The organism is Tardiphaga sp. 215_C5_N2_1, from assembly GCF_052076055.1.
GTDB classification, from domain to species: Bacteria; Pseudomonadota; Alphaproteobacteria; order Rhizobiales; family Xanthobacteraceae; genus Tardiphaga; species Tardiphaga robiniae.
Map to the genome: position 1 here is coordinate 2,569,955 of NZ_CP197240.1, position 25,933 is coordinate 2,595,887.

Sequence of the window (25,933 nt, forward strand, 5' to 3'; positions counted from 1 at the left end):
GATGATCTCCTCAATGCCCCAGATAGACTTCGATGACCTTCGGATCGTTCTGCACTTTCTCCATCGTCCCCTCGGAGAGGATCTGGCCCTGATGCAGCACGGTGACCTTGTGGGCGATGTCCTCGACGAATTTCATGTCGTGCTCGATCACCAGCACCGAACGGTTCTTGATGATGGTATTGAGAAGCTCCGCAGTCTTGACGCGTTCGCTGACGCTCATGCCGGCAACGGGTTCGTCGAGCATCAGCAGATCCGGGTCCTGGATCAGCAGCATGCCGATCTCCAGCCATTGCTTCTGGCCGTGGCTCAAAAACTCCGCATACATGTTGAGGCGATCCTTGAGGAAGATCATCTCGGCGACTTCCTCGACGCGGTCCTTCACCGCAGCGTCGCGCTTGAACATCAACGAGCCGAACACACCGCGGCCGCGCGGATAGCAGATCTCCAGATTCTCGAAGACGGTCAGATCCTCATAGACCGACGGCGTCTGGAACTTGCGGCCGACGCCGGCCGTTACGATCTGGTTCTCCTTCAGCTTGGTCAGCTCCTTGCCGCGGAACTGCACGGAGCCTGCCGTGGCCTTGGTCTTGCCGCAGATCAGGTCGAGCACCGTGGTCTTGCCGGCGCCGTTGGGGCCGATGATGACGCGAATCTCGTTCTCTTCGACATAGAAAGAGAGATCGTTGACCGCCTTGAAACCGTCGAAGGAAACGGTGAGCCCTTCGACCGCGAGCAGAAACTCTTTGGGCTGATGTCCGACGAGCATATGTGTGTCTCCTACTCTGCCGGTGCGCCGTCGGCGACGGATTTACTGGCCAAGGTCTTGCTGGCAAATGCTTTGCGCGATGCCGACGAGCGCATGGCGAATAGCCGGTCCACATGGCGCGCCACATGATCGCGCCAGATGCCGGACAGGCCGTTCGGGAAGAACAGCACCACGGCGATGAAGAGACCGCCGAGACCGAACAGCCAGAGCTCGGGGAAGGATTCCGACAGCATCGTCTTGGCGTAATTTACCAGCAGCGTGCCGTAGACCGCGCCGAAGATGGACATGCGGCCACCGACGGCAGTGTAGATCACCATCTCGATCGACGGCACGATGCCGACAAAGGACGGCGACATGAAACCGATCTGCAGCGTGAACATGGCGCCGCCGATCGCCGCGAACATTGCCGCCGCGCAGAAGGCGAAGATCTTGAAATTCGCGACGCTGTAGCCGGAGAAGCGGACGCGATCTTCCTGCTCACGCATGGCCACCAGGATGCGGCCGAGCTTGGTCAGGCGAATGAACTGCGCCGCGATGATGCAGGCGAACAGCACGAAGACTTCGAAGAAGTAGAGGATGACCTTGGCGTGATCGGTGCGGATATCCCAGCCGTTCAGCGTGCGCAGGTCGGTCATGCCGTTGATGCCGCCGGTATAGCCCTGCTGACCGATGATCAGGATGGTTGCGATCGCCGCGATGGCCTGGGTGATGATGGCGAAATAGACGCCGCCGACGCGGCGCTTGAACATGGCGGCACCGATGATGAAGGCCAGCAGCGTCGGCACCACGAGAATGGCGATGACAGTCAGCGTCAGCGAGTGAAACGGCTTCCAGAACATTGGCAGCGCCGTGATCTGGTTCCAGTCCATGAAATCCGGAATGCCGGGGGTCGACTGGATCTTAGTGTTGGCGACGCTGGAGGCTTCCAGCTTCAGGAACATCGCCATACAGTAGCCGCCGAGGCCGAAGAACACGCCCTGTCCGAGGCTGAGAATGCCGCCATAGCCCCAGCACATCACAAGCCCGATGGCGACGAAGGCATAGGTGAGATATTTGGCGACGAGGTTGAGCCTGAAAGTGTCGAGGAACAGCGGCAGGATGACCGCGAGCAGCAGCAGCAGCGACAGGAAGCCGAGAAGCTCCGAGCGGTTGAAGAAGCGTGAATTGATCATGGTGATGATGCCCTGCTCTGTCTGTACTGCACGCGCTTACTTGCGGACCTTGAGGGCGAACAGGCCCTGCGGCCGGATCATCAGGATCGCGACGATGGTGAGCAGCGTCAGCACCTTGGCCATCGAGCCGGACATGAAGAACTCCATGGTCGACTGCGCCTGAGAGATGGTGAAGGCCGAGGCGATGGTGCCGAACAGGCTGGCCGCGCCGCCGAACACCACGACGAGGAACGTATCGACGATATAGAGCTGGCCCGACGTCGGCCCGGTGGAGCCGATCATGGTGAAGGCTGAGCCGGCGATCCCGGCGATGCCGCAGCCGAGACCAAACGTGTAGCGATCGACCTTTTCGGTATTGATGCCGACGGCGCCTGCCATCACGCGGTTCTGCACCACGGCGCGCACCTGCTTGCCCCAGCGTGACTTGAACATGATCCAGGCGACGACCATGGTGATCGCCAGCGTCAGGCACATCACGAAGATGCCGTTGATCGGCACTTCGATCGTGTCGGTGACCTGCTTGGAGCCCATCATCCATTGCGGCAGTTCGACGCCGACTTCGCGCGCGCCGAACACCGAGCGATAGGCCTGCTGCAAGATCAGGCTGAGGCCCCACGTCGCCAGCAACGTATCGAGCGGGCGCTTGTAGAGATGTCGTATGAGGCCCCATTCGACCAACATCCCCAGCGCACCGGAGGCGATGAAGGCGAGGATCATGGCGACGAAGAAGTAGCCGGAGAACAGCGACGGCAGATGCGACTGGAAGAAGCTCGACGTCAGCCAGGTGACGTAGGCGCCGAGGATCATGAATTCGCCATGGGCCATGTTGATGACGCCCATCTGGCCGAAGATGATGGCGAGGCCGAGCGCCATCAGCACGTAGACCGAGAACAGGATCAGGCCGGCAAAGCCCTGCATTGCGAAGATGGCGCCAAGGTCGCCAATCGAATAGTCGCCGAACATCGATCCGTCCTCCGTCAGGGAAAGGGTCCCGCGCCGCGCGATGAGACGCGACGCGGGGTTGTCGTGCGCGGATAGGTCGTCCGCGCCAGGGAGAAGGAGCGCGGAGCTACGCTCCGCACTTGACGAGCAAGGCTTACTGGTAGCCCTTCGGGAACGGATCCGGCTCGATCAGTTCGGGCGTCTCGTAGACCACCTTGAACTGGCCATCGAGCTGGGCCTGGCCGACGCGAGCCTTCGACCACAGATGGTGGTTCGGATGGATCTTGACGTAGCCTTCCGGCGCCTTGGTGAATTCGATACCGGCAGACGCAGGTGCGATCTTGTCGATATCGAAACTGCCGGCCTTTTCGACCGTCATTTTCCAGAGCCACGGGCCGAGATAGGCAGCCTGCGTCACGTCGCCGATCACGGTCTTCTCGCCCCACATCTTCTTGAAGGCAGCGACGAATTCCTTGTTGTTCGGATTATCGAGCGACTGGAAGTACTTCATACAGGCATAGGCGCCCGCGATGTTCTCGCCGCCGATGCCGTCGATCTCGTCCTCGGTGACCGAGATGGTCAGCATGGTCTGCTTCGACAGGTCGATGCCGGCCGCCTTGAGCTGCTTGTAGAAGGCGACGTTGGAGCCGCCGACCACTGCCGCATAGATCACGTCCGGCTTGGTCAGCTTGATCTTGTTGATCACCGAGTTGAACTGGGTGTGGCCGAGCGGGAAGTATTCTTCGCCCGACACCTTGCCGCCGAGCTTGCCCTCGATGTGCTTGCGGGCGATCTTCATCGACGTGCGCGGCCAGATATAATCCGAGCCGATCAGATAGAAGCTCTTGCCGTTCTTGGTCTTGGAGACCCAGTCGAGGCCGGCGAGGATCTGCTGGGTGGCTTCCTGACCGGTGTAGATGACATTCTTGGACTGCTCGAGGCCTTCATAGAAGGTCGGGTAGTAGAGCATGCCATTGTACTGCTCCATGACCGGCAGCACCGCCTTGCGGGAGGCCGAGGTCCAGCAGCCCATGATGGCGGCGACCTTGTCGTTGACCAGCAGCTTCTTGGCCTTTTCAGCGAAGGTCGGCCAGTCCGAGGCACCGTCTTCCTGGATGAACTTGATCTTGCGGCCGAGCACGCCGCCCATGGCGTTGATCTGGTCGATGGCGAGCTTTTCAGCCTGAACCGAGCCGGTTTCCGAGATCGCCATAGTACCGGTGACGGAATGCAGAATGCCGACGGTAACTTCCGTATCGGTAACCGCAAGGCCGGTGGTATTGATGGCTGAGGTGGCCGGCGCCTGCGCAAAAGATGTGCGCGGAAGCAGCGACATTGCCGGCAAAGCCGCCATGCCCATCAGCAGTTTACGCCGCAATGGCGAGTGCAAGCCCGGTTTCTTCTCGTCTGACATTTCAACCCCACTGGTTCGAGTACGCCTATTGGTGAGGCAAGCATTGCTGAACTTGTGCGGTGCACGGATACGCGAGATCGCGTATACTGCACCGCAAAACGCCGACGTAGGTTTTTGCATCACGCAAACATGCGTAGTTTGACAGGGTCAGGAGCGGAGTAGTGGCAGGGCGGCAGCGTATCGACCGCGTGAGACGCCAGTACAATCAATGGGTCGCCAACCAGACCCTGGAGGATTACGCACTCCGCTTTACGGCGAAGAGCGCCAGGCGCTGGTCCGCCGCGCGGGTCGCCAACACGGCATTGGGCGCCATCTCGTTTCTCGCCCTCGAGGCCATCGGCGGCACCATCACCATCAATTACGGCATGACCAACGCCACGGCAGCGATCCTGGTGGTCAGCGTCATCATCTTCTGCTGCGGATTGCCGATCGCGTATTATGCCGCAAAATGCGGCATTGATATCGATCTCCTCACCCGCGGTGCCGGTTTCGGCTATATCGGCTCGACTGTTACCTCGCTGATTTATGCGTCTTTCACCTTCATCTTCTTCGCCATCGAGGCGGTCATTCTCGCCTCGGCACTGGAGATGTGTTTCGATATTCCGCGCCCCATTGGCTACCTGATATCGGCCGTGGTCATCATCCCCTTGGTGACCCATGGCATCACGCTAATCAGCCGTTTTCAGCTCTGGACCCAGCCGATCTGGCTGGTGCTCAACCTGCTGCCTTTCGCGGCCATCGCCTATGCCAGCCGCGACTCCTTCGTGGCCTGGACCAAATTTCCGGGCGACCACGGCAGCGCCGCCGGTCATCTCGATCTCCTGCTGTTTGGCACGGCCGCTTCGGTCGTATTCTCGCTGGTCGCGCAGATCGGCGAACAGGTCGACTTCCTGCGCTTCCTGCCGCGCGACCGCCGCAGCTCGCGTGCGAGCTGGTGGGTGGCGCTACTGTGCGCGGGCCCAGGCTGGATCATTGTCGGCGCAATCAAGCTGCTGGCCGGTTCGTTCCTCGCCTATTTCGCACTGACCCACGGCGTTTCGGCCGAGCACGCCGCCGAGCCCGCGCATATGTATCTCGAAGCGTTTCGCTATGTGCTGTCGCAGCCTGATCTGGCGCTGGCACTGACCGGCACCTTCGTGATCCTGTCGCAGCTCAAGATCAACGTCACCAACGCCTATGCCGGCTCGATCGCCTGGTCGAACTTCTTCTCTCGCCTCACCCACAGCCATCCCGGCCGCGTCGTCTGGCTGGTGTTCAATGTGCTGGTCGCGCTGCTGCTGATGGAAATCGGCGTCTACAAGGCGCTGGAGCAGACGCTGGCGCTGTACTCGAACGTTGCGATTGCATGGGTCGGCGCGCTGGTCGCCGATCTCGTCATCAACAAGCCGCTCGGGCTGCGTCCGCAGCAGATGGAATTCAAGCGCGCACATCTCTACGACATCAACCCGGTCGGCGTCGGCGCCATGCTGGCCGCCACCCTGATGTCGGTCAGCGCCTTCTACGGCCTGTTCGGCCCCACAGCCAAGGCACTGTCGCCGTTCGTAGCCTTGCTTACCGCGCTTGTGACCGCCCCCATCATCGCCTTCGCGACTGGCGGAAAATATTACATCGCCCGCAAGCCGAAGCGCGCCTGGCAGAACATGGCAGCGATCCAGTGCTGTATCTGCGAACATTCGTTCGAGCCCGAGGACATGGCCCACTGCCCGGCCTATGCCGGCCCGATCTGCTCACTGTGCTGCTCGCTCGATGCGCGTTGCCACGATCTCTGCAAGCCTCATGCGCGGATCGACGCACAGATGTCGGCGACGTTCGGCAAATTGCTGCCAGAGCCGATCCTGGCCCGGCTCAATTCGCAGCTCGGCCACTATCTTGGCGTGTTCATGATCGCTGCCGGTCTCGTCGGCCTGACGCTGGGACTGATCTATCTGCAGACCTCCGCCGCATCGCCGGGAGACAGTGCGCAGGTCTCGGAAGTGCTGTGGAAAGTGTTCTTCGCGCTGGCGATCATCATCGGCGTGGTGGCATGGCTCTTCGTGCTGGCCAAACAAAGCCGTCGCGCCGCTGAAGCCGAGACCAAGCGGCAGACCACCCTGCTGATGCAGGAAATCGATGCGCACAAACGCACCGATGCCGAGCTGCAGCGCGCCAAGGAGGTCGCAGAATCCGCCAATCTCGCCAAGAGTCGCTACGTGGTCGGCCTCAGTCACGAACTGCGCTCGCCGCTCAATGCCATCAGTGGCTATGCGCAGCTTCTGGAACAGGACGAGAGCCTGCAAACCCGCCCGCGCGATCAGGTTCGCGTGGTGAAACGCAGCGCCGATCATCTCTCCGGCCTGATCGACGGCATTCTGGATATTTCCAAGATCGAGGCCGGCCGCCTGTATCTGTCGCGCGACGAAGTCCGCCTCACCGACTTCCTAGATCAGCTCGTCGGCATGTTCCGCCTGCAGGCCGCAGCCAAGGGCATCGACTTCGTGTTCCGGCGGCCGAACATTCTGCCAACGGTCGTCTATGCCGACGAGAAGCGATTGCGGCAGATCCTGATCAACCTGCTCTCCAACGCTATCAAGTTCACGCAGGCCGGCAGCGTCCAGTTCGTGATCCATTATCGCAGCCCGGTCGCCGAATTCGAGATCATCGATACCGGACCAGGCATCCGCCCCGACGATCTTGAACGAATCTTCGCCCCCTTCGAACGCGGCGCGCTTGGCGCTGCGCAGCCCCACACGGGCACGGGTTTGGGCCTCACGATTTCCAAACTGCTGGCCGGCGTGATGGGCGGCGATATCCGCGTCTCCAGCGAGGTCGGCATCGGCAGCACGTTCCGCGTCAAGATGCTGCTCTCCGAAGTGACCAACCCCACGCGCATCGCGCCGGTGGACGCGCCGATCTACGGCTATCACGGTATCAGAAAGACCATTCTCGTGACCGACGACGATCCGACGCAGCGCGACCTCTTGCGTCAGGTGCTGACGCCGCTGGGCTTCATTCTTCTCAGCGCGCCCGACGGTCAGGCCTGCCTGAGCCTCGCCCAGCATTGCCGGCCCGATCTGTTCCTGCTGGATATTTCCATGGCCGGTATGGACGGTTGGACGGTGGCGGAGAAGCTACGGTCGTCGGGCCACCATCAGGCGCGCATCCTGATGGTCTCGGCCAGCGCGCTAGAAGCCCATGGCACGCCGCTCGCCCAGCCATTCCACGACGGCTACCTGATGAAGCCGATCGAACTGCCGCGGCTGCTGGAACAGATCGGACAACTCCTGAAGATCGAATGGCAATACGAACGCGACGAAGTGGCACCGCTGCCGCAATGGACGCCCAATAGCGGCGCCCGGCCGCCCGTGCATCATGTAGAGGAACTCATTAGCCTCGGGCAGATGGGGCATATCCGCGCCATCCAGCTGAAGCTCGACGAAATCGGCAATGAACACCCCGAACATGCCGACTTCGTCGCGCAGATGCGCTCGCTGATCGATCGTTTCGACCTCGATCAATACATGGCCACTTTGAAGACGCTGTACACCTATGACCACTGACAACAAAAAACGCGACGTCGCGCTGGTGGTCGATGACTCGCCGGAAACATTGCGGCTGCTAACCGATGCCTTGGACGGCGCCGGCATGACCGTGATGGTGGCCATGGACGGCGCCGCCGCAATGCGCATTGTCGAACAGATCACGCCGGACATCATCCTGCTGGATGCCGTCATGCCGGGGATCGACGGCTTCGAGACCTGCCGCCGGCTAAAGCGCGATGCGGGTCTCGGCGACGTGCCCGTGATTTTCATGACCGGGCTGTCCGAGACCGAACATATCGTGCGCGGACTCGAGGCCGGCGGCGTCGATTACGTCACCAAGCCGATCATCATCGAGGAAATGCTGGCGCGGATCCGCGTGCATCTCGCCAATGCGCGGCTGACGCAGAGTGCGCGCACCGCGCTGGATGTCTCCGGACGCTTCCTCCTTGCCGTGAGCAACAAGGGCAATATCCTCTGGGCCACACCGCAGGCGCAGAAATTGCTCAGCGATCACCTGATCGCCGCCCCCAATGATGAATTGCTGCTGCCACCGGTCATGATGCAGTGGCTTGAGCAGATGCAGCGGCCGGGCGCCAAACCGGCACCGTCATCGGGCTTTCCGAGCAACGAGCTGCTGCGTCTGCAATATATGGGGAAAGTCGGCTCCGACGAATTCCTGCTGCGGTTGGCCAAGGAAAACGCGCCGACTGCTCCCGCCGAATTCAGCAAGGAGCTTGGCCTCACCGGCCGCGAGGGCGAAGTGCTGTCCTGGCTCAGCAAGGGCAAGAGCAACCGCGATATCGCGCAGATACTCGGCCTCTCACCGCGCACCGTCGACAAGCATCTCGAGCAGATCTACGCTAAACTTGGCGTCGAGAACCGTACCGCGGCTGCGGCAATTGCGGTGAATGCGAGCCACAGACGGCAATAGCTTCAACCCGTCATTCGGATAGTTCGGCTCCCTCTTCAATTGATTTGATGCTGCGCTGCACGAGCGGCATCGCCGCGCATGCCGATGCGGGCGTATTCACATATTCGCCATTGACAAACCTTTTCGCCAATATCTAATTTGTCGAAAAACAGAGAATGACTGGCCTGACACGAGGCCGCATTGGGGAGAGAAACAGATGACACGCCAGTTCCTGGTGTGCGCAGCCGCGCTCACGCTTTGGACATCCACCGCTTCCGCTCAGGTCTCCGACGACGTCGTTCGCATCGGTGTCCTTACCGATCTCTCAAGCTGGGGGCGCGACAACAGCGGCCCTGGATCGGTTGAAGCCGCGAAGATGGCGCTCGAGGAATTCGGCCCGACAGTGCTCGGCAAACCGATCGAGATCATCAGCGCCGATCACCAGATGAAGTCTGACGTCGGCATCCAGATCGCGCGCAACTGGTTCGACGCCGGCAAGGTCGATGCCGTTGTCGATATCCCGAACTCCGCCATCGCCATCGCGGTTCATAATCTGGCGAAGGACCGCAACAAGATCGCACTGCTGTCCGGCCCCGGCGCAAGCACGCTCACGGATGAGCTGTGCAGCCCCAACACGGTCCACTTCACCTACGACACCTACGCGCTTGCGAAGGTGACGGCCTCTGCTGTGGTCGCCGGCGGTGGAAAGTCATGGTTCTTCATTACGGCCGACTACGCCTTCGGCAATCAGCTTGAACAAGACGCGACGCGCTTCATCAAAGCGAGCGGCGGCACGGTGCTGGGCGGCGTTCGCCATCCGACCAACACCGCCGATTTCTCGTCCTTTGCGCTGCAGGCGCAGAACTCGAAGGCCGAAGTCGTCGCCTTCGCCAATGCCGGCCAGGACACTGACAATTCGATCAAGCAGTCCGGCGAGTTCGGTCTCGTCAAGGGCGGACAGAAACTGGTCGGCCTGTTGATGTTCGACACGGACGTGCATGCCATCGGGCTGGAAGCGGCTCAGGGCACATACCTGACAACCGCGTCCTACTGGAACATGGACGACAAGACGCGCGCCTGGTCGAAGAAGTTCTTCGACCGCACCAAGGTGATGCCGACCATGATCCAGACCGGCGTTTATGGCTCGGTGCTGCACTATCTCCAGGCCATCAAGGCTGCCGGCACCGACGATCCGGCCAAGGTGATGGCCAAGATGCGCGAGCTGCCCATCGAAGACACCTTCGTGCATGGCGGCAAACTGCGCGAAGACGGCCGCGTCATCCGCGACATGTATCTGGCCCGCGTCAAGAAGCCGTCGGAATCCAAAGAGCCGTGGGATTATCTCGACATCGTCAAGACCGTGAAGGGCGATGACGCGTTCCGGCCCATCTCTGAATCGAAATGCCCATTACTGAAGAAGTAAGGTCTCATGGCTGCTGATCCCAAAGCGAATATTGAGCTCTATGAATGCGACGTACTCGTCGCCGGCTCCGGCTGCTCCGGCATGTCGGCGGCGATTACCGCCAAACATAGCGGGCTCGATGTCCTGATCGTCGAAAAGGAGCCGCGGTTCGGTGGCACGACCGCGCGCTCCGGCGGCTGGCTCTGGATTCCCGGCACATCGCTGGCGCGCGCCTGGGGCATCAATGACGGCCCAGACGAAGCGCGCGCCTATCTGCGTCATGAGGCCGGCAACAGCTATGACGCCGCACGCGTCGATGCGTTCCTCGCTGCAGGGCCGGAGGCAATCGATTTCTTCACCAGCAAGACGGCGGTGCGCTTCGACATGCCACTGACCTTTCCCGATTACGATGCGGAGGCGCCCGGCGGCAAGCAGGGTGGCCGCTCCATGGTGGCCCGGCCGTTCGACGGACGCGAACTCGGCGACCACATCAAGGATATCGGTGCGCCGCTGCCTGAACTCACGGTGTTCGGCATCATGCTTGGCTCCGGCAAGGACATCATCCACTTCATGCGCGCGACAAAGTCACTGACCTCGGCGGTCTACGTGGCCAAGCGACTGTCGAAGCATTTCCTGAACGTGCTGCGCTATGGCCGCGGCATGACATTGACCAACGGCAACGCCCTCGCCGGCCGGCTCGCCAAATCGGCCTTCGACCTCAAGATCCCGCTCTGGCTGTCGTCCCCGGTGCGTGAACTGATCATCGAGAACGGCGCGGTCCGCGGCGCGATCATCGAGCGCAACGGCAAGCGCATCCGCATCTTCGCACGCCGCGGCGTAGTGCTCGCATGCGGCGGCTTCCCGCATGACATCGAACGGCGCAAGGCGATGTTCCCGCATGCGCCGACTGGCCGGGAGCACTATTCGCCCGGTCCAACCGGCAATACCGGCGACGGTCTTCGTCTGGCCGAGTCCGTGGGTGGCCGTGTCGAAGATTCATTGCCGAATGCCGCTGCCTGGGTCCCCGTGTCGGTCACCCATCGCAAGGACGGCAGCAAGGGCGTGATGCCGCATTTCATCGACCGCGCCAAACCCGGCGTGATCGCCGTGATGCGCGATGGCGCCCGTTTCGCCAATGAAGGCAACTCCTACCATGCTTTCGTCCAGCAGATGATGAAAGCAGCGAAGCCCGGCGAGGAGATCGCGGCCTGGCTCGTTTGCGACCACCGCGCCTTGCGCCAATACGGGCTCGGCGCCGTACCGCCGTTTCCGATGCCGATCGGCCAGTATCTGAATTCCGGTTATCTCATCAAGGGTAATACGCTCGAGGAACTAGCGGGCAAGGCCGGCATAGACGCCGGCGGCTTTGTCACCACTGTCGCGCAATTCAATAACACCGCCGCCGAAGGCCGCGATCCCGCCTATGGCAAGGGCTCACGCGCCTATAATCGCTATCAGGGCGATGCCAACCATGGGCCGAACCCCTGCGTCGCGCCGGTCGAACAAGGGCCGTTCTATGCCATCAAGATGGTGATTGGCGATCTCGGCACCTATGCCGGCATCAGGACCGATGCGCAGGCACGCGCGCTCGATGCCGGCGGTCAGGTCATCAACGGCCTCTATGCGGCCGGCAATGACATGGCGAGCATCATGGGCGGCAACTACCCCGGCGCGGGTATCACGCTCGGCCCCGCGCTCACCTTCGGCTATATCGCCGGCCGCCACCTCGCCGGCACACCGGTAAAGGCGGCATGATGGCCAGCTTCGCACCCGATCTGCTCAAGGGTCAATTGGCGCTTGTAACGGGTGCCGGCGCCGGCAACGGTCGTGCGATTGCGCTGGGGCTGGCTGCACATGGCGCCAATGTTATCGTGACCGACATCGACCGCGATGGCGCCGCACGCACGGCCGGCGATATTGCAGCCACCGGGCAGCGGTCATGGCATCATCATCTCGACGTCACGGATGTCGATGCCTGCCAAGAGCTCGCGCAGACCGTCAAAGCGAGCGCCGGCGACATTTCGATCCTGATCAATAATGCCGGCATCATCATTCGCGAGGGCATCGACTCCGAGCGCGCGGTGGAGAACTGGCGGCGCGTACTCGACGTCAACCTCAACGGCGTGTTTAATGTCACCCATGCCTTCCTGCCGGCCTTGCGCGCCCGGCGTGGCAGCGTGATCAATCTTGGCTCCATCGCCTCTTTCGTCGGGGTCGCCGATACGCTCGGCTATTCGCCCTCCAAAGGCGGCGTGAAGCTTCTGACGCAAGCGCTGGCGCGCGAAGTCGCCAAGGACGGCGTGCGCGTCAACGCCATTGCGCCGGGCGTGATCGAGACGGCCATGACCGAAGCGACACGCAACGATCCGGCACGGCTGGCGGGCTTCCTCGGCCGCACGCCACTGGGGCGCGTTGGCCAACCCGATGAGCTGATTGGCCCCGTGGTCTTCCTCGCTTCTCCCATGGCGTCCTATGTCACCGGCACAACCTTGCCAGTGGATGGAGGCTTTCTGGCCGTGTAGTGTCTGCGGCACTGGTTTGGGGCAAGCATGGCTAAAGAGAGTCGCGGCATTCAGTCGATCGAGGTCGGGGGTGAATTGCTGCAAGCGCTGGTGCGCAATGGGGAACCGATGATGCTGCGGGATCTGGCCCGCGAGGCCGGAATGTCACCGGCCAAGGCGCATCCCTATCTCGCCAGCTTCTCCCGCATCGGCCTGATCGAGCAGGACCCCTCCACCGGCCGTTATGAATTCGGTGCACTCGCCCTTGAACTCGGCATTGTGACGCTGCGTCGCCTGTCGGCCGTCCGCGTGGCAACGCCGGCCATCACGTCATTAGCCGGTACCATCGACCACGCCGTCTCGCTGGCGATCTGGGGTACCCATGGACCGACCGTGGTGCGCATGGAGGAGCCCAGCCACCCTGTGCACATCGCGATGCGTGTGGGCTCCACGGTATCATTGCTCGAAACTGCGACGGGACGTGTCTTCGCGGCATTCATGCCACCTGCGACCATCAATGCCGCGCTCACCGAGAATCTCGATCGGCTCTCGATCGGCTACGACCCGAACCGCAAGATAAAAGGCCCGGCCATCGGCAAGATCCTCGCCGACATCCGCACGCGCGGGCTGGCCCGCGCCGTCGGCGAACCCCTGCGCGGCGTCAATGCCTTCTCCGCACCGGTGTTCGATCATAGCGGCGCGGTGGTTCTGGCCGTGACCGCCATGGGCGCGGTGGGCACCTTCGACGTCAACTGGAACAGCCCGATCGCCAAGGCTCTGCTCGATTGCACTAATGCAATCTCCCGCCGCCTCGGCCGCGACGTCAAGGACTGAGCAGCGCAGCAGACGGCCTTGCAAAATATCTCAATTTGAGATATTGAGGAGCTGCATGCGGGTTATCTCAAACAGCGCATTGGTGAGCTTCTCCGCCACGCATTCCGCGGCATCGATACCGCTGCAGGCGTGGCGCAAGATCGTGGAATCGCGCTTATTCAAGAATTTCGCTGAGATGAAGGCGACTTTTAACGCCATCGATCGTGTCGGCCCATATTACGTTTTCGATATCGGGGGCAATAAATTCCGGATCGTTGCCGCCATCCATTTCGATAAACAACGCCTGTATGTCAGGCACGTGTTCACACACAAGGAGTACGACGCATGGAAACCATGACGCTGACCCGTGCGGACGTCGATGATCTCGCCGAGCATCTGAGCGCCATTTCAGCGCGCATTCCGCTTCAAACCATCAGATCAAAGCGTGCCTACAAGACAGCGACGGCTGCGATGAATGCACTCCTCGATGCAGGCGGCGCCGATGAGAGCAATCCGCTGTCGGCACTCGTTAGCCTCCTCGGCGAACTGATTGCCGATTATGAAGACGCGCATTCTTCGCCCAAAACAATATCGCCAGCCGACATGTTGCGTTTTCTGATGGATCAGCACGGCCTCAGCCAGGGCGACTTGCCCGAAGTTGGAAGCCAGGGCGTTGTGTCAGAAATCCTCAGTGGGAAACGTGACCTGAATGTGCGTCAGATCAGGCTCCTATCCGAGCGTTTTGGCGTTGGACCGCAGGCATTCGTCTAACGACTGAGGTATCACGTCCGGCCTCGCCGTCACCACCCTGCCTTGAGCCAGCGCGTCGGTGCCGACCGGGAACGCAGGTCAAGCCGGCGAGGACAACGGGTGCAAAGTTGTCTGACAACCCGACGCGTGGCCTTGTCGCCCCAGTCCATCGTGTTACGATCCCTCAGGCGCATCTCCGGTCCACGGGGAGCGACCATAAAATCACCGCCGGTCAAGGCGGCTCGAGGGAGGATGACACATGGCTCTTTACGGCCCGACACGTCGTGCCTTTGTGCAGGGGGCGCTCGCCACCAGCGCGCTTGGCCTCACCGGCATTCCAGCTTTCGCCGATCCCGCCTGGAAGAAGTACGCAGGCACCACGATTGAAGCCAATCTGATCAAGGGTCCGCGCGGCGAACTGCTGCAGAAATACGCCTCCGAATTCACGGAACTGACCGGCATCAAGGTCGAATCCGAAGTGATCCCGGAGCAACAGCAGCGCCAGAAGGCCGTGATCGAGCTCACCTCGGGCAAGCCCAGCTTCGACGTCGTGCATGTCAGCTACCACGTCCAGAAGCGCCAGTTCGAAAAGGCCGGCTGGCTCGCCGATCTCACCGGCTTCATGAAAGATCCGAACCTCACCGCGCCGGATCTGAAAGTTGAAGACTTCTCCGCCGGCGGTCTGCAATTCGCGCAGAACGACAAGGGCCAGATGCATTCACTGCCGTGGTCGGTGGACTATTTCATCCTGTACTACAACAAGGAAATGTTCGCCAAGAAGGGCGTCGCAGTTCCGAAGACCATGGATGAGATGGCAGCCGCCGCCGAGAAACTCAACGATCCCGCCAACGGCATCTATGGTTTCACCGGGCGTGGCCTGCGCAACGCCAACATGACGCTGTGGACCAACTTCTTCCTCAACTATGGCGGCGAATTCCTCGACGCCAAGGGCAACATCCTGACCGATGGGCCCGAGGCGATCGAAGCGACCAAGATGTATCAGCGTCTTCTGACCAAGACGGCACCTCCCGGCGTCGCGGGCTTCAACTGGATGGAGTCGATGGCGTCGCTGACGCAAGGCCGCGCGGCCATGTGGATCGACGGCGTCGGCTGGGCACCGCCGATCGAGGATCCCAATGCGTCGCGCGTGGTCGGCAAGATCGGCTACACCGTCGTGCCCGCCGGACCGAAGGGGCAATTCTCCGCCGCCTATGGCGACGGCATCGGCATCGCCAAGACCTCGACCAAGAAGGAAGCCGCCTATCTCTATTGCCAGTGGGCGGTGTCGAAGACCATGGGTGCCCGGCTGTTGCAGAGCGGAGGCGGCGTGCCGTTCCGTAACTCGATCCTCAATGACGAGACGGTGCGCAAGGGCGTGAAGAACCAGGAGTGGCTGGATTCGGTGATCGCCTCGGCCAAGATCAGCAAGCTCGGCCTGCCGGTCATCGTGCCTGTCGCCGAATTCCGCGATCTTGTCGGTGCCGCCGTCACCGCGACCCTGGCAGGCGCCGATCCGGCTACCGAGCTGAAGAAAGCCCACGAACAGTTCCGGCCGATCCTGGAGCGCAGCGAAAAATCGTGAGCGAACTGACAGCGGGAAAGGCAGTCGCCAAAACGACCGCAGCGGTCGCGGCCGAAACGGCGACTGCGAAGAAGAACGAGTGGCGGCCAATTTCCTATTGGCCGTTCGTAATTCCAGCGATGATCGTCGTCATGGCGGTCATCATCTTCCCGTGGGTCTATACGATCTGGATGAGCCTGCACGAATGGAAGGTCGGCCAGGCGCCGACTTTCGTCGGCTTCGCCAATTATCTCAGGCTGCCAAGCGACGCGCGTTTTGTGGAATCCGTGGGGCATACCCTGGTCTATACGGCGCTGTCAGTCGCGCTGCCGCTGATCCTCGGCACATTGGCCGCGGTGATCTTCAACAACAAATTTCCGCTGCGCGGCTTCTTCCGCGGGCTCTTCATCCTGCCTATGATGGCGACGCCGGTCGCCATCGCCCTGGTGTGGACGATGATGTTCCACCCGCAGCTCGGCGTGCTGAACTATCTGCTGTCGCTGTTCGGCCTGCCGCCATCGCTCTGGGTGTTCCATCCCGCCACCGCAATCCCGTCGCTCGTGCTGGTGGAGACGTGGCAATGGACGCCGCTGGTCATGTTGATCGTGCTCGGCGGCCTCAGCGCCATTCCGACCGAGCCCTATGAAAGCGCGCAGATCGACGGCGCGACCCCGTGGCAGACCTTCCGCTACATCTCGCTGCCGATGATCACGCCCTTCCTGTTCATCGCGGCGATGATCCGCATGATCGACGCCGTAAAGAGTTTCGACATCATCTTCGCCATCACGCAAGGCGGCCCGGGCAGCGCCTCGGAGACGATCAACCTGTATCTCTACAGTGTCGCTTTCGTCTATTACGACGTCGGCTACGCCTCCGCGATCGTGGTGGTGTTCTTCGCGCTCATCGTCGCGCTCGCGGGCGCGCTCTTGCATCTGCGTCAGCGCACCCACTGGAACGAAGCCGGAGGCAGTGCCTGACCATGCGCGACTTTCTCAACAAACTCGGCCTGACCTTCGCCTTCATCGTCATCGTCTCGCCGGCGGTGCTGTTCTTCCTCTGGATGCTGTCGCTGTCGCTGAAATTCGAGATCGACAACGCCTCCTATCCGCCGGTCTTCATCCCCGAACGCATCAATTGGGGCAATTACGCCGCCGTCATCGAATCCAAGCGGTTCATGACCTACTTCTTCAACACGCTGATCGTCACCGGCTCGGCGACCTTGTTCGCTCTCATCATCGGCGTGCCTGCCGGTTACGGCATCGCGCGCATGCGCGCGCGCAAATCCGCCATCGTCATCCTGATCGCGCGCATCACGCCCGGCCTGTCCTACCTGATCCCGCTATTCCTGCTGTTCCAATGGCTCGGCCTGCTCGGCACGTTGTGGCCGCAGATCATCATCCACCTCGTGGTGACAGTGCCGATCGTGATCTGGATCATGATCGGCTATTTCGAGACGACACCGATGGAGCTCGAGGAATCCGCCATCATCGACGGTGCCACCCGCTGGCAGGTGTTCCGTCACGTCGCGCTGCCGATCGCGCGCTCCGGCATCGCCGTCGCCTTCATTCTTTCGGTGATCTTCTCCTGGAACAATTTCGTGTTCGGCATCGTACTAGCGGGACGGGAAACGCGGACACTGCCGGTCGCGGTCTACAACATGATCTCGTTCGATCAGTTGAGCTGGGGGCCGCTGGCGGCGGCCGCCCTGATCGTGACGTTGCCGGTGCTGCTGCTGACGATGTTTGCACAAAGGCAGATCGTGGCCGGACTGACCGCGGGCGCGGTGAAGTGACGCAAGGGCCCCTCCACGTCATTGCGAGGAGCCCTTGCGACGAAGCAATCCAGTCTTCGCTTGCGGCCCTCTGGATTGCCGCGTCGCTTCGCTCCTCGCAATGACGGCTGAAAGGCTCACGCTCAATTCGCAGCCGCCACCTTGCGCTGCTGATCCGGCGCCGTTTCGCTCGCGGCAATCAGGCGCTTGAGCTCCGGAATGCACGAGCCGCAATTGGTGCCGGCCTTGAGCCTGGTGCCGATTTCCGCCGCGGTTCCAGCCCCTGCTACAATTGCGTCGCAGATGGTGTTGCGGCCGACGCCGAAACAGGCGCAGACGATGGGTCCTGCACTCGCAGCACCATCTGCGGACTTTCCGGAGAGCAGCGTACGGCGCTGGTCGTCGCTCACGGCCTCGGCCGCGAACAATTCCTTCACGGCATCCCAGGAGAGCACCCCTTCCGTCGGGCCGATGAACAGACAGATCTCGATCCCGTCATCCTTGAACGACACCGCGCGATAAACACCTTGGCCCGCGTCTTCGTATTCAGCGGCATCATCGCCCAGCAACGGCTTCAGCCAGTTCTGCCAGGTCTCGACATCGGTATTGTCCGAGAGCAGATAGCCGACGCCGCCCGTGACTGCGACGCGCGCCCATTGCACGCCGAACGGCATCTCCAGCGGACTACGCGAGAGCACGAAACCACGCTGTGCAAACACCGCAGGTGCAATCGCCACCGGCGTCGCCTTGTTCTCGGGCTGACCGGAGAATGGATCGGTGATCGGCGCGACAAGTCCACCGACACGCGCGAATCCTGCGGTCTCGTCGTTCCAGTGGATCGGCGCGAACAGCATGCCGCGCTGCTGGCGTTCGCTGACAACGACTTTCAGCACGCATTCGCCATGGTCGGTCGTCAGCCGCGCATGGCCGCCATCGACGATGGCGAACGTCGCGGCATCGTCCGAATGGATCTCGACGAACGGCTCCGGAATATGCTGGCCGAGCCGCGGGCTGAGGCCCGTGCGCGTCATCGTGTGCCACTGATCGCGAACGCGGCCAGTGTTCAAACGTAGCGGCCGCTCGACCGACACCTGCGTGCGCAGCTCCGGCGCCTCCGGCGCGATGAAACGCGCGCGCCGGTCATTGGCGTAGAATTGGCCATCTGCAAAGAAACGCGCCTGCGGCTTCGTGGTCCCCTCGCGCACCGGCCATTGCACCGGGGCCATGGTATCAAAGGCCTCATCCGAGACCTTCATCAATCCGCCGATATCGAAATCGCGGTTGCCATTGTTCTCGAAGGCCGAAAGGGCCGCGTGCTCGCGAAAAATCTCGGCGGCCGACGTGTAGGCAAAGGACGCGCCATAACCCAGGCGCTTGGCGACTTCGCTCAGCGCCCACCAGTCCGGTCGCGTCTCGCCAGGCGCCCGCAGGAACGAGCGCTGCCGCGACACGCGGCGTTCGGAATTGGTCACCGTGCCAGACTTCTCGCCCCAGGCCAGTGCTGGCAGCAGCACATGCGCACCGGCATTCACGGTGTCGTTGGAGCGCACATTCTCCGACACCACGAACAGATCGAGCTTGCTCAGCGCCGCCCGCACGGCATCGGCATCGGGGAGCGACACCGCGGGATTGGTGCCCATCACCCACAACGCCTTGATCTCGCCACGGCCGATGGCTTCGAACATCTGCACGGCCTTGAGGCCTTCATGGGTGGCGATATGCGGTGCCTTCCAGAACCGGCGCACACGGTCGATATCGACAGGCGTGAAGCCCATATGGGCTGCGAGCTGGTTGGCGAGGCCGCCGACCTCGCGGCCGCCCATGGCATTCGGCTGGCCGGTGAGCGAGAACGGCGACGCGCCGGGCTTACCGATGCGGCCGGTGGCCAGATGGCAGTTGAGGATCGCATTGACCTTGTCGGTGCCCTGCGCCGACTGGTTGACGCCCTGCGAATACAGCGTGACCACACGCGGCGTCGCCTTGAACATCTGGAAGAAGGTCGCGACATCGATCTCGTCGAGTCCGGTCGCCTTTGCTGTCGCCGCCACACTGCCGGCGATGGTTCTGGCCCGCGCCAGCGCGTCGTCAAAGCCTGACGTATGCCCATCGATATAGCTGCGATCGAGCGCCCCGTTATCGGCGAGATAGGCGAACAGCCCGCTGAACAACGCGGTATCAGTGCCGGGCTTCAGGCCGAGAAACAGATCGTCATCGCCAACCGTGTCGGTGCGGCGTGGATCGATCACGACGATCCGTGCGCCCCGCGTCTGCTTGTTGGCCAGCATGCGCTGATACAGCACCGGATGGCACCAGGCGGCATTGGAGCCGACCAGCACCAGCAGATCGGCCTGGTCGAGATCCTCGTAGCACCCCGGCACCGTATCGGCGCCAAACGCGCGCTTGTGGCCAGCCACGGATGACGCCATGCAGAGCCGCGAATTGGTATCGACATTGGCGCTGCCGAGAAAGCCCTTCATCAGCTTGTTGGCGACGTAGTAATCCTCGGTCAGCAGCTGGCCGGAGAGATAAAAGGCTACGGCACCGGGGCCATGTTCGGCGGCGACCTTCTGAAATCCCTCGGCGACATGATCCAGCGCATCGCTCCAGGCGACCTGCACCATCTCGCCGTCGTCGCCGCGCATCATCGGATGCAGCAGGCGCTCGTCGAGACTCAGCGTTTCGCCGAGCGCCGATCCCTTCGAGCAGAGCCGCCCGAGATTGGCGGGATGCGCGGGATCGCCCGCAATCGCTGCGCCGCCGTTGCCGTCCGGCGTCGCCAGCACGCCGCAACCGACGCCGCAGTAAGGGCATGTTGTGCGCGTGACATGCAGATGCGGATCGACCGCGTTCATCACGCCGCCTCCGCGCGGACGGCGAGTGCGCGGCCGAACATCATCTCGGCGCGGATATCGGAAATATCAGCACCGCTGCGGATCAGTTCGAGATACCACAGCGCATCCTGCGTATCGCCGACCAGCACGGCGCCAGTGAGCGCGCCATCTGCGATCACCAGCTTCTTATAGGTGCCGCGGCGGACATCGTTGAGCAGCAGCGTCTCGCTGCCTTCGCCCGCCATGAAGTCTCCAGCGGAAAAAACGCTGACGCCGGAGACCTTGAGATTTGTAGAGAGCACGCTGCCCGTATAGGCAGCGGCCTTGCCTGCGAGATGGCGCGCCAACACCCTGGCCTGTTCGTAGGCGGGCTCGACGAGGCCGTAGCAGGTGCCGCGATGCTCGGCGCATTCGCCGAGTGCGAAAACGTCGTCGGTGCCGGTTGCCATCTGGTCGTTGACGACAATGCCGCGATTGACCGGGATTTCCGCTTCCTTGGCGAGGGACGTGTTGGGCCGAATGCCGGCCGCAAAGATCACCGCATCGGCGTCAAGCGTGCGGCCATCGGCGAGTTCGACGCTCTCGACACAATCGTTGCCATGAATACGCGCGGTATTGGCATTGAGCAGAATCCTGACGCCCTTGCGCTCGACCAGCGTCTTCAGGAGGTTCGCTGCAGGTGCATCCAGCTGACGTTCCATCAGCCGGTCCATCAGATGGATCAGTGTGACGTCAGCACCCGCCTTGGCGAGACCATAGGCCGCTTCGAGACCCAGCAGGCCGCCACCGACCACGACGACGCGCTTCTTCTGCGCGGCGAGTTCGAGCAGCAGGTCCACGTCGCGGCTGTCGCGGAACACATGCACGCCCTTGAGATCACCACCGGGCACCGGCAGCCGCAGTGCGGATGAACCGGTGGCGATGACCAGTTTTGAGAACGGCACATGCTTGCCGGTCGATGTCGTAACCTCGCGCGCGGCCATGTCGATGGCGGTCGCCGTCGCGCCGTATTTCAGCGTGACGCCGCGGTCGCGCCACCAGACGGCGGGCTTCAGCTCGATCTCCTGGGACGTCGCCTCACCGGCCAGCACCGACGACAGCAATACGCGATTGTAGGCGAGCCGCGGTTCGTCTCCGATGACGGCGATGGCGTATCGACCGAGCGCGCATTTCGCCAGCTCGTCCACGAGCCGAGCCGCTGCCATTCCGTTACCAATGATGACCAGCGGCTCGCTCACGTCATATCCTTACTCGGCCGCCTGCGCTGTGCCGTAGGCTTCAGAAATCATGTAGCCGGACAGCGTGCCATAGGCCGCGGTCCAGGCTGCTGCGAGTTCGGGCGTCCAGGCGTCGCCGAGGCCCTTCTCCAGGGTCCACAGCAGCGCACCGCCGACGATCGGATAATGTTCGGCCTTCACGCCATAGGCCACGTGCTGCTTGGCGAGTGCGCTCGCTGCAGGCAGCACGGTTTCGAGTCGCGTCAGGCCGGTGACGACGACGCCAAGCGTCGCCATCAATTTGCGGCCCTGCTCCTTCATGTCGCCGCGAAACATCGGCTTCACTTGCGGGGCAACCTCGAAGAGACGGCCGTAGAACAATTCCGCAGCCACATCGGAAATCGGCGCGACTTTCTTGAAACTATCCTGAACCAGAGCGACGTCGGACGCGTTCATGCTAACTCTCCTTGCAGTGGAAGGTGAGCTTGTGTGTCGCGCCGCGTGAGCAAATGTTCAGCGCGCGATAAAATGCGATGTGGTTCTAGTGATAGGCCGCAGAAATCATGCGCGCCGCCAGGAAATTGTAGACCTTGTGCCACGAGGCTTCGACCTCGGGCGTCCAGCGCTCGCCAAGCCCCTGCCCCAGACTCCAGAACAGTGCCTCGCCGACAGACTCGTAGTGCGCGGCCTCCACGCCATAATGCACATGGTCTTTCGCGAGCTTGCCGATCACCGACAACAGACCTGTGATGTTGTCGAGACTGCCGACGATCACCGCAAGCGTTGCGATGAACTTGTGCTTGAGCTGCGCCATGTCGCCGCGAAACAGCGGGCGCGTTTCCGGCAATGTCTCGAACAGCCGGGCATAAAACAGATCCACCATGACCGAAGAGTTCGGCCACATCTGATCGAATGACGATTGCACGCGCATGATTTCTTCGCGCGTCAGGCCTATCGAACGACTCATGATTTGCAGCTATCCGGAAAGTCTGAGCCGCATTCATTCGGTTTATCCTCGGAAGTCAAGAGGTAACAAGATGCTTACGCCGCTTCGACGAACTTGTGGCGCTCATACAGGAATTCGAGCACGCGCTTGCGGCAGTCGAGATAGACCGGGTTACTCGCCAGTTCGAGACGCTGACGCGGTCGCGCGAGCGGCACATCGAGCACTTCGCCGATGGTCGCCGATGGTCCGTTGGTCATCATCACGATGCGGTCCGACAGCAGCACGGCTTCGTCCACGTCATGCGTGATCATGACGATGGTGTTGCCGAGTTTTTGATGCAGCGCCATTACGGAGTCCTGCAAATGAGCGCGGGTCAGTGCGTCGAGCGCACCGAACGGTTCGTCGAGCAGCAGCACTTTGGGCTCCATTGCGAGCGCACGAGCAATGCCGACGCGCTGCTTCATGCCGCCGGAGATTTCCGAGGGGCGCTTGTCCTTGGCATGGGTCATCTGCACGAGATTGAGATTGTGCATTGTCCATTCGTCGCGCTCAGCGCGGGACTTGGTCTTGGCAAACACCTTGTCCACGCCAAGACGGACGTTCTGATAAACCGTCAGCCACGGCAGCAGGCTGTGGTTCTGGAACACCACGGCGCGATCGGGGCCGGGCGAATTGACTTCGCGATCCTCAAGGATCACGCCGCCCATCGTTGCACGTGTCAGGCCGGCGATGATGTTGAGCATCGTCGACTTGCCGCAACCGGAATGGCCGATGATCGAGATATACTCACCCTTGCCGAGGCTGAGGTTGATGTCCTTCAATACTTCGGACGAGACCTTGCCGCGGGTGAACACCTTGTCGACGTGGTCGAGCTTCAGATATGCCTTCATGATATCTCTCCTTAGCTGACCCAAATGTTAGCTGACCGAAGTGCCGTGGGTGACGAGCTTGCCGAGGGCGGCGATCAGGCGGTCGAGCACGAAGCCGACGATGCCGACATAGAACAGTGCCAGGATGATCTCGCTCATATGCGAGGAATTCCAGGCGTCCCAGATGAAGAACCCGATGCCGACGCCACCGATCAGCATTTCAGCCGCGATGATGGCGAGCCATGACAGGCCGATACCAATGCGCAGACCGGTGAAAATATAGGGCGCAGCCGCCGGCAGCATGACCTTCCAGAAAAATTCCACCGGATTGAGCTGCACCACGGCGGCGACGTTGCGATAGTCCTGCGGAATATTCCGGATACCGACAGCCGTGTTGATAATGATCGGCCAGATCGAGGTGATGAAGATCACGAAGATCGCCGACGGCTGACCGTCACGGAAGGCCGCGAGTGCCAGCGGCAGCCAGGCCAGTGGCGGAATGGTGCGCAACACCTGGAAGATCGGATCGAGGCCACGCATCGCCCAGACCGACTGGCCAACCAGCGTGCCAAGCGCGATGCCGACGACGGCAGCGAGCGAGTAACCGTAGGCCACGCGCAGGAGACTGGCCGAGATATGCCAGAACAGCCCCTTGTCCAGACCGCCATTGTCGAAGAACGGATCGAAGATCAGTTCCTTGGTGTCCTTGTAGACCTTAGAGGGCGGCGGGAGCGTTGAGCCGGTGCGCCGGCACAAGAGCTCCCACATCACACCGAGCAGGAGGACGACGATCAGCGGCGGGATGACCCGCGCCGCTGTCTCTTTCGCCATCTTGGCGTATCTGTCGAAACTTACCGGCTGCTTGGGAGACAGTGCGACGCTCGCCACCGGCGGCTTCGCCAGTGCCGTTGCCGGCTCCGTCTTGATAGCTTGCATGTTCATCGCACTGTCTCCGTCATTTCAGCTAGTCCGCATCGGTCCCAAACGTGTGTCTCAGGCTTCGACGCGCTTGATGGCGAGCGACTTGAGGTAGGCTGCCGGATTTTCGGGATCGAAGACCTTGCCGTCGAAGAAGGTCTCCTTGCCGCGCGAGGTGGAGGTCGGGATCTCGGCGGCAGCGACGCCCATGGTCTTCGCCGCGTCACGCCAGATATCCTCGCGGTTGACCTTGGCGATCAGCGCCTTCGAGTCGAAGCCGGGCTCGTATTTGCCCCAGCGGATGTCCTCGGTCATGAACCAGAGGTCGTGGCTCTGGAACGGATAGGACGCGAAGTCCTTCCAGTACTTCATGATGTGCGGCGAGTTCTCGACCACCTTGCCGGTGCCGTAGTCGAACTTGCCACGGGCGCGATCGAGGATGTCCTCGACCGGGCAGTTGATCCACTGCCGCTTGCCCATGATGGTGGCGAGCTCCTCCTTGTTCTCCATCTTGTCGGCCCACTGCTGGGCTTCCATGATGGCCATGGTGATGGCCTTCGCCGCCTTCGGGTTCTTGTCGACCCAGGCCGCGCGCATGCCGAGCGACTTCTCCGGATGCTTGTTCCAGATCTCGCCGGTGTTCACCGCGGTGTAGCCGATCTTCTGGTGCACGAGCTGGCCGGGCCACGGCTCACCGACGCAGAACGCGTCCATGGTACCGACCTTCATATTCGCCACCATCTGCGGCGGCGGCACGGTAATGGTCTCGACATCCTTGTCGGGATCGATGCCACCGGCGGCGAGCCAGTAGCGGATCCACAGGTCATGCGTGCCGCCCGGGAAGGTCATCGCCACCTTCACTGACTTGCCCGCAGCCTTCTTCTTCTCGAACGCGGCCTTCAGCGGCGCGACATCGAGGCCGACCTTCAGATCGGCATATTCATTGCCGACCGAAATGCACTGCGCATCGAGATTGAGACGCGCGAGGATATACATCGGCGTCGGCTGATTGTTCTGGGTGACCTTGCCGGACGAGATCAGGTACGGCATCGGCGTCAGGATATGCGCGCCATCGATGCCGCTGCCTTCGGAGCCGAGCACCATGTTGTCGCGCAGCGTGCCCCACGAGGCCTGCTTCGACACTTCCACATCGGGCATGCCGTATTTGGCGAACAGGCCCTTGTCCTTGGCAACGAACAGCGGACCGGCATCGCTTAGTGCGATGAAGCCGAGCTTGGCGCCTTTCACTTCGGGCCCGGCATCCTGCGCGAAAGCGCCGCCGGGGAAGTTCAGTCGGGCGGCCGCGAGCAAGGCAGCGGTTCCCGCGCCGGCTTTCAGAAGCTGACGGCGGCTGATCTTGCGGCCCGGCTTGTTGGTCTCTGACTTCGTCATGTGCTGCTGTCGTCCTTTCGCGCCTCGGATCGCCTGCACCGTCATTGGCCCCTCGTCACAGCGCACCTTGGGTCGAAGGCGTACGGACATAGCGGCGCGCCTGGGGGAAGCCCCATGATGGCAATGCTGGCTGGTGATTGATTGTGACGGCTACAATGGCGTCGCTAAGAACTATTCAAAGTTCGTGCCAACCGCTGCCTGATGGAAATTTCGATAAATTGCAGTCACTTACCTAAAGGC

Annotated in this window: 23 protein-coding genes; 11 read left to right on the plus strand and 12 right to left on the minus strand. The window is 61.9% G+C overall.

Annotation, left to right across the window (positions count from 1 at the left end):
- Positions 1 to 10 precede the first annotated feature (10 nt).
- The 4 genes from urtD to urtA all read right to left on the minus strand — a co-directional run bounded on the left by urtD (position 11) and on the right by urtA (position 4,294).
- On the minus strand, positions 11 to 766 hold the full coding sequence (gene urtD / locus AB7828_RS12350; RefSeq protein WP_441230276.1) for an urea ABC transporter ATP-binding protein UrtD: 756 nt from the start codon (positions 764 to 766) through the stop codon (positions 11 to 13).
- 11 nt (positions 767 to 777) lie between these two features.
- Positions 778 to 1,938, minus strand: a complete 1,161-nt coding sequence (gene urtC, locus AB7828_RS12355; protein WP_441230277.1) for an urea ABC transporter permease subunit UrtC — start codon at positions 1,936 to 1,938, stop codon at positions 778 to 780.
- Positions 1,939 to 1,974: 36 nt separating this feature from the next.
- A complete protein-coding gene (gene urtB / locus AB7828_RS12360) occupies positions 1,975 to 2,901 on the minus strand; it encodes an urea ABC transporter permease subunit UrtB (protein ID WP_441230278.1) in 927 nt (308 codons plus the stop codon).
- 133 nt (positions 2,902 to 3,034) lie between these two features.
- Entirely contained in the window at positions 3,035 to 4,294 is a 1,260-nt protein-coding gene (gene urtA / locus AB7828_RS12365; RefSeq protein ID WP_439064527.1) for an urea ABC transporter substrate-binding protein, read from the minus strand.
- A gap of 161 nt (positions 4,295 to 4,455) precedes the next feature.
- Here urtA and AB7828_RS12370 point away from each other — a divergent pair, with 161 nt between their 5' ends.
- Positions 4,456 to 7,830: a hybrid sensor histidine kinase/response regulator gene (locus AB7828_RS12370; RefSeq protein WP_441230279.1), complete on the plus strand. Its 3,375-nt coding sequence runs from the start codon at positions 4,456 to 4,458 to the stop codon at positions 7,828 to 7,830.
- Positions 7,820 to 8,743, plus strand: coding sequence for a response regulator (locus AB7828_RS12375; protein WP_441230280.1), 924 nt, complete (start codon positions 7,820 to 7,822; stop codon positions 8,741 to 8,743). The genes AB7828_RS12370 and AB7828_RS12375 overlap by 11 nt, the downstream gene beginning before the upstream one ends.
- A gap of 35 nt (positions 8,744 to 8,778) precedes the next feature.
- Here AB7828_RS12375 and AB7828_RS12380 read toward each other — a convergent pair whose 3' ends face one another.
- Complete coding sequence (locus AB7828_RS12380; RefSeq protein WP_441230281.1) at positions 8,779 to 8,946, minus strand: hypothetical protein; 168 nt, start codon at positions 8,944 to 8,946, stop codon at positions 8,779 to 8,781.
- On the opposite strand from AB7828_RS12380, the gene AB7828_RS12385 reads away from it, so the two are divergent.
- From AB7828_RS12385 to AB7828_RS12425, 9 genes are all read left to right on the plus strand, one after another.
- The gene (locus tag AB7828_RS12385; RefSeq protein WP_439072514.1) at positions 8,940 to 10,145 is read left to right on the plus strand and encodes an ABC transporter substrate-binding protein; all 1,206 of its coding nucleotides are present in this window, start codon (positions 8,940 to 8,942) and stop codon (positions 10,143 to 10,145) included. The genes AB7828_RS12380 and AB7828_RS12385 overlap by 7 nt on opposite strands.
- A gap of 6 nt (positions 10,146 to 10,151) precedes the next feature.
- Positions 10,152 to 11,879 carry an FAD-dependent oxidoreductase gene (locus AB7828_RS12390; RefSeq protein ID WP_309948248.1) on the plus strand — a complete coding sequence of 576 codons (1,728 nt, stop codon included), beginning with the start codon at positions 10,152 to 10,154 and terminating at the stop codon, positions 11,877 to 11,879.
- Positions 11,879 to 12,646 carry an SDR family NAD(P)-dependent oxidoreductase gene (locus AB7828_RS12395; protein WP_441230282.1) on the plus strand — a complete coding sequence of 256 codons (768 nt, stop codon included), beginning with the start codon at positions 11,879 to 11,881 and terminating at the stop codon, positions 12,644 to 12,646. Before AB7828_RS12390 ends, AB7828_RS12395 begins: the two co-directional genes overlap by 1 nt.
- Positions 12,647 to 12,673: 27 nt before the next feature.
- The gene (locus AB7828_RS12400; RefSeq protein WP_441230283.1) at positions 12,674 to 13,459 is read left to right on the plus strand and encodes an IclR family transcriptional regulator; all 786 of its coding nucleotides are present in this window, start codon (positions 12,674 to 12,676) and stop codon (positions 13,457 to 13,459) included.
- Positions 13,460 to 13,514: 55 nt separating this feature from the next.
- A complete protein-coding gene (locus AB7828_RS12405; RefSeq protein ID WP_184518879.1) occupies positions 13,515 to 13,796 on the plus strand; it encodes a type II toxin-antitoxin system HigB family toxin in 282 nt (93 codons plus the stop codon).
- On the plus strand, positions 13,784 to 14,209 hold the full coding sequence (locus tag AB7828_RS12410; protein ID WP_439072519.1) for a helix-turn-helix domain-containing protein: 426 nt from the start codon (positions 13,784 to 13,786) through the stop codon (positions 14,207 to 14,209). The genes AB7828_RS12405 and AB7828_RS12410 overlap by 13 nt, the downstream gene beginning before the upstream one ends.
- A 238-nt stretch (positions 14,210 to 14,447) precedes the next feature.
- Positions 14,448 to 15,770, plus strand: coding sequence for an ABC transporter substrate-binding protein (locus AB7828_RS12415; protein ID WP_309948252.1), 1,323 nt, complete (start codon positions 14,448 to 14,450; stop codon positions 15,768 to 15,770).
- On the plus strand, positions 15,767 to 16,726 hold the full coding sequence (locus AB7828_RS12420; protein ID WP_441230284.1) for a carbohydrate ABC transporter permease: 960 nt from the start codon (positions 15,767 to 15,769) through the stop codon (positions 16,724 to 16,726). The genes AB7828_RS12415 and AB7828_RS12420 overlap by 4 nt, the downstream gene beginning before the upstream one ends.
- 2 nt (positions 16,727 to 16,728) lie before the next feature.
- Positions 16,729 to 17,541 carry a carbohydrate ABC transporter permease gene (locus AB7828_RS12425; protein WP_068735498.1) on the plus strand — a complete coding sequence of 271 codons (813 nt, stop codon included), beginning with the start codon at positions 16,729 to 16,731 and terminating at the stop codon, positions 17,539 to 17,541.
- A gap of 122 nt (positions 17,542 to 17,663) precedes the next feature.
- On the opposite strand, the gene AB7828_RS12430 is transcribed toward AB7828_RS12425, so the two are convergent.
- The 7 genes from AB7828_RS12430 to AB7828_RS12460 form a co-directional block, all read right to left on the minus strand.
- Positions 17,664 to 20,372 carry a molybdopterin-dependent oxidoreductase gene (locus tag AB7828_RS12430; protein ID WP_441230285.1) on the minus strand — a complete coding sequence of 903 codons (2,709 nt, stop codon included), beginning with the start codon at positions 20,370 to 20,372 and terminating at the stop codon, positions 17,664 to 17,666.
- Positions 20,372 to 21,589 carry an NAD(P)/FAD-dependent oxidoreductase gene (locus tag AB7828_RS12435; protein ID WP_439059392.1) on the minus strand — a complete coding sequence of 406 codons (1,218 nt, stop codon included), beginning with the start codon at positions 21,587 to 21,589 and terminating at the stop codon, positions 20,372 to 20,374. The genes AB7828_RS12430 and AB7828_RS12435 overlap by 1 nt, the downstream gene beginning before the upstream one ends.
- Before the next feature lie 9 nt (positions 21,590 to 21,598).
- The gene (locus AB7828_RS12440) at positions 21,599 to 22,024 is read right to left on the minus strand and encodes a globin family protein (RefSeq protein WP_120291455.1); all 426 of its coding nucleotides are present in this window, start codon (positions 22,022 to 22,024) and stop codon (positions 21,599 to 21,601) included.
- Positions 22,025 to 22,109: 85 nt separating this feature from the next.
- Positions 22,110 to 22,535 (minus strand): globin family protein, encoded by a 426-nt coding sequence (locus AB7828_RS12445; RefSeq protein WP_089265244.1) that lies wholly within the window; start codon positions 22,533 to 22,535, stop codon positions 22,110 to 22,112.
- 74 nt (positions 22,536 to 22,609) lie between these two features.
- Positions 22,610 to 23,404, minus strand: a complete 795-nt coding sequence (locus AB7828_RS12450; RefSeq protein WP_089265245.1) for an ABC transporter ATP-binding protein — start codon at positions 23,402 to 23,404, stop codon at positions 22,610 to 22,612.
- 27 nt (positions 23,405 to 23,431) lie between these two features.
- Positions 23,432 to 24,325: a nitrate ABC transporter permease gene (ntrB, locus tag AB7828_RS12455; RefSeq protein WP_093756668.1), complete on the minus strand. Its 894-nt coding sequence runs from the start codon at positions 24,323 to 24,325 to the stop codon at positions 23,432 to 23,434.
- Between the two features lie 51 nt (positions 24,326 to 24,376).
- Positions 24,377 to 25,693, minus strand: coding sequence for a CmpA/NrtA family ABC transporter substrate-binding protein (locus AB7828_RS12460; protein WP_439059394.1), 1,317 nt, complete (start codon positions 25,691 to 25,693; stop codon positions 24,377 to 24,379).
- Positions 25,694 to 25,933: the final 240 nt, after the last annotated feature.